Origin of the sequence: Xenorhabdus sp. IM139775 (assembly GCF_028598745.1) — a bacterium.
In the GTDB taxonomy this organism is placed as follows: Bacteria; Pseudomonadota; Gammaproteobacteria; order Enterobacterales; family Enterobacteriaceae; genus Xenorhabdus.
This window is the reverse complement of record NZ_JAQRFK010000131.1, coordinates 1-3,860: the sequence shown is the minus strand read 5'-3', so window position 1 is coordinate 3,860 and position 3,860 is coordinate 1. Positions and strand designations below refer to the sequence as shown.

Sequence of the window (3,860 nt, the reverse complement as noted above, 5' to 3'; positions counted from 1 at the left end):
CCAATGTTTCATAATGTTCGGTATGAGGAAACATATCGAATAACTGTACTTTTTCTATTCGATATTGTTGAAGCATCGTGATATCTTTCGCCATCGTTTGAGCATTACAACTCGAATAGAGAACAAATCTCGGCGCCATCCGGCTAAGGTATTCACAAAGCGCTTTACCAATCCCCCGGCGAGGAGGATTTACCAGTACTAACTCCGGTATTTGTGATTTATCAAGGGCAAAATGAGTAGAATCCAGCGCCTGAAAGTCTACCTGCTCCAATCCAAGGCTGTTGGCAGAACTTTTAGCACAGCTAATCGCTTCTGCACTGATCTCAATCCCCGTTAATCGGGTCTTTTTATCTGCACAATGCAGACCAAAACCACCCGCACCACAAAACAGATCCCACATACTGCTAATATTCAATTCCCTGACCCAACGCCCAGCAGTTGCATACAACGCTGAAGCAATATCCGGGTTCGTCTGGAAAAAACTACGCGGGCGAATATACAAAGGAATACCGTTAAAAATTTCCTTCAACATCTGACGTTCAGTAAAAATAATTTCCTTATCACCTTCCAGAATCGCCATATGGGTTGGTTGAATATTCGCGGAAATGACTGTTGCTTGTGGCAACTGTTCCTTTAACCAAGGCAAAGCCCGCTCCAGTTGAGCCAATTTTATTTCTGAACGCAGGACAAAGCGCAGCATGATTTCGCCATTAGCACGGCTTTCTGTCAGAAGAATATGTTTTAATTCCCCTTTTTTACGTTCAACGTTGTACGGAACCAGGCCAGCTTTGGCGATAAATGTTTTTATTGCGGCAAATACGGGCTGAAAATATTTTGGATACAGCGGACAATCGCAAAGATCCACCGTTCTGCCGTCACGATGCAACATACCAAGCAATGGACGCTCAACACTGCCACTGACTACCATCTTGGCTTTATTTCGAAACTCACTCGTTTTGCTAGTTACTGGCGACAGCCAATGTACTACCGATTCTTCCTGTAAAAGTTGCTTTAAATATTGTTGTTTATCAGATAATTGCTGTGAATAGGACTTATCGAGCCACTGACAGGAGTGACAATGCCCCGCGGTATACTGCGCACATTGCATTGTAAAAGAAACCATATCAAAAAATAAAAAATTTAGTGCAACGTAAAGGTTGATGTTTTCGTCGAGGCCAATGATTCTTCATCCTCAATCTCTACTTCAACTTCCATCTCACTTTCCATCTCGCTTTCCATCTCACTATCTATATCATGATTGACATAGAGAAGATTATTGCTGTGAATTTCAAAAATCACATTAGCAATCTGTTCTTCACCTTGCTGCATAAAATTGGAAAATTGTTTGAAAGTCATCCCAGCAGAAATAGGGAATGCCTGACAAACAATCAACTTAGGTAAGTTTTCATCCTGAACATCAAGAAATGCTTTCACAGTAAGGGAACAGGCATTAATCTGACTCAAATTAGCAACTAATGGAATTATCGCCGTTGGCCTGACTTCAGCTAAAGCAGAAAACAATACGACATCATCCAACAGATCGAGCTTGGCATCAAACAGGCCATCGATATTCTGCATATGAGGCAAATGCAAGACTGAGCCTGAATCATTCTCAAAATAAGAGATCTTAAGCTGTTCAAGCCACGTGCGCAGAGTTGACAAATCGGGAATAACCATAGAATCCATCGAATTAACCTCATATGACCGAGAAATTACACATGCTACCTGAGGAAGCGTCCCCTGCGAGTAGCTGCATGTAAATAATTAACCTATTTTGTTTTTTCATCATCAGTGACAACCTGATGGTTTTTATCCGCTTTCTTATGATCAATTCCCAAAAAGGAAAGATTATAGACCGCACGCCAGATAATATGGATAGCTGCGGGTATCAGGCAACCTATACCCAATAAAATCATAGCAATGTGTGCTTCTGTCGTCATTACTAAAGGTGATATAATTATGCTATCGGTTATCGACAAGTAAGCCAGAATCAATAAACCCACTCCCAATATTTCCAATAAAATAACTCGCTTAGGCATATCAGCCAATGAGCGCATCGATTTTGATGAGTTCATTTTCATTCTTTAACCTGTTCCCGCCTGAAAAACAGGCTTTTCGTTACTTATCGTCATCGTAAGCCTATCATACCTGAATCCCGCTTATTGGTAGGACTAATTACAATAAAAGGTAATTCCTGCTTTTTTTTGTGAGTGCTTACAGGCATAGTAACGCCAGATGACATTCTATGAAGTTCATGATCATTACCACTAAGGAGTTTGTATGTACACTGTCATTTTTGGTCGCCCTGGTTGCCCATACTGCGTTCGCGCCAAAGAACTCGCTGAGAAACTAAAAACAGAGCGCGACGACTTTGATTATCGTTATGTCGATATCTGGGCTGAAAACATCACCAAAAACGACTTATCAAAAACGGTGGGCAAACCTGTTGAAACCGTTCCTCAGATCTTCATTGACGAAAAACATATCGGTGGCTGCACAGATTTTGAGGCTTATGCCAAAGAAAATCTAGGACTATACAAATAATCGAACCCAATAATTAGCTATAAAATCAGTCGTCAAAAAAACCGCTATCCTGCCAGAAACCTTCCCCCTGCTGGATAGCGGGAACCTTAACCATACTTCCCTTCGAAAAAAATTCCATGCCCTTGAAAAAATTTTGCGATTTTTTTCTCAGGCATGAGAACTTTCACTTCATAACGTAGTCTTAATTATTGCCACTGCTTTTCTTTGATGTCCCCATATTGAGGAGCCCGATAGTCATCCACTTTGGTTAAAGACTATCGGGTTTTTTGTTAGCCACGCCATCAGTTACGAATTATTTGCAAGATAGAGGTTATCTTTCATTACTATCACATTGCCTATATTATTTACTCATGCAACATCAACAAGCATTAAATAAAATGACCAATCAATGTAATTCTCTTTTTTATGTGAAATTATTATTGTTAACAACAAGTTGATAAAATAAAATCACCCTGTTTACATAAATATCTCGCTTGTGAGGCTTACCTTGCTAGAACAACTTAACCACAATCTGTTTACCTTTATCAATGCAACCCCGGATTCACCACCAGCAATGATCTCGCTTGCCATCTTTATAGCGAAATATTGCGTATTTATTTACCCCGTTACCCTTGCCATCTGCTGGCTTTGGGGAAAAGAAAAGGCCATCACATCGCAACGCAGGGTTGTCAGTAAAGCGTGTATTGCTTTTGCCTTTGGCATAGCGACATCCTATATCATCGGTGTCATTGTTCCACATGCCCGACCATTTGTTGAAGGTTTTGGCCATAATTTTCTTTATCATGCCCCCACGGAATCTTTTCCCAGTAACCACGGTACAGCGGTCTTTACTTTCGCTCTGGCATTTATATTCTGGCACCGGGTTTGGTTAGGCTTATGTCTCATGATCATCGCTTGTGCCATTGCCTGGTCTCGTGTCTATGTGGGTGTTCACTGGCCAATCGATATGGTTGGTGCATTTTTAGTAAGCCTGTTGGCATGTGCTTTTTCCCAAATATTTTGGAACCAATACGGAGAACATTTGCAAAATAAACTGACCCGGCTTTACCAATTCTGCTGCGCATTTTTTATCAAAAAAGGGTGGGTAAAAAATTAATCAAACCCAAATGCAAACTCAATAGAGTGCAAATGACAAGACAGAAACAGAAAAAGGGACCTAATTATCTGGATAGCTATCTATCAGATGGCTATGCACCAGTCACATTTCTATACTAATGATGGTTAAATGATGATAATGGCTAAATGATGGCTAAAATGAGCAAACAATAGTCAAGCGACCGATGTGACTGGTGTCTCTGATATGGTTGGATGTTGCT

The 3,860-nt window shown here is 40.6% G+C and carries 5 protein-coding genes; 2 read left to right on the top strand and 3 right to left on the bottom strand.

The window, feature by feature from the left end:
* The 3 genes from rlmC to PSI17_RS16090 form a co-directional block, all read right to left on the bottom strand.
* Positions 1–1,108: 23S rRNA (uracil(747)-C(5))-methyltransferase RlmC (rlmC, locus tag PSI17_RS16100; RefSeq protein ID WP_273552931.1), on the bottom strand; the 1,108-nt coding region annotated here is incomplete at its 3' end.
* A 32-nt stretch (positions 1,109–1,140) separates the two neighbouring features.
* The gene (locus tag PSI17_RS16095) at positions 1,141–1,686 is read right to left on the bottom strand and encodes a YbjN domain-containing protein (protein ID WP_273552930.1); all 546 of its coding nucleotides are present in this window, start codon (positions 1,684–1,686) and stop codon (positions 1,141–1,143) included.
* Between the two features lie 83 nt (positions 1,687–1,769).
* Positions 1,770–2,081: a YbjC family protein gene (locus tag PSI17_RS16090; protein ID WP_273552929.1), complete on the bottom strand. Its 312-nt coding sequence runs from the start codon at positions 2,079–2,081 to the stop codon at positions 1,770–1,772.
* A 199-nt stretch (positions 2,082–2,280) separates the two neighbouring features.
* Between PSI17_RS16090 and PSI17_RS16085 the strand changes: the two genes are divergently transcribed.
* Together PSI17_RS16085 and ybjG are read left to right on the top strand one after the other, a co-directional pair.
* Positions 2,281–2,544, top strand: a complete 264-nt coding sequence (locus PSI17_RS16085) for a GrxA family glutaredoxin (RefSeq protein ID WP_273552928.1) — start codon at positions 2,281–2,283, stop codon at positions 2,542–2,544.
* 487 nt (positions 2,545–3,031) lie between these two features.
* The gene (gene ybjG / locus PSI17_RS16080; RefSeq protein WP_273552927.1) at positions 3,032–3,640 is read left to right on the top strand and encodes an undecaprenyl-diphosphate phosphatase; all 609 of its coding nucleotides are present in this window, start codon (positions 3,032–3,034) and stop codon (positions 3,638–3,640) included.
* Positions 3,641–3,860: the final 220 nt, after the last annotated feature.

What these genes read in the sequence shown, in the direction of transcription:
- PSI17_RS16095 (WP_273552930.1), bottom strand. Translation starts at nt 1,686, where the DNA reads ATGGATTCTATGGTTATTCCCGATTTGTCAACTCTGCGCACGTGGCTT.
- PSI17_RS16090 (WP_273552929.1), bottom strand. Translation starts at nt 2,081, where the DNA reads ATGAAAATGAACTCATCAAAATCGATGCGCTCATTGGCTGATATGCCT.
- PSI17_RS16085 (WP_273552928.1), top strand. Translation starts at nt 2,281, where the DNA reads ATGTACACTGTCATTTTTGGTCGCCCTGGTTGCCCATACTGCGTTCGC.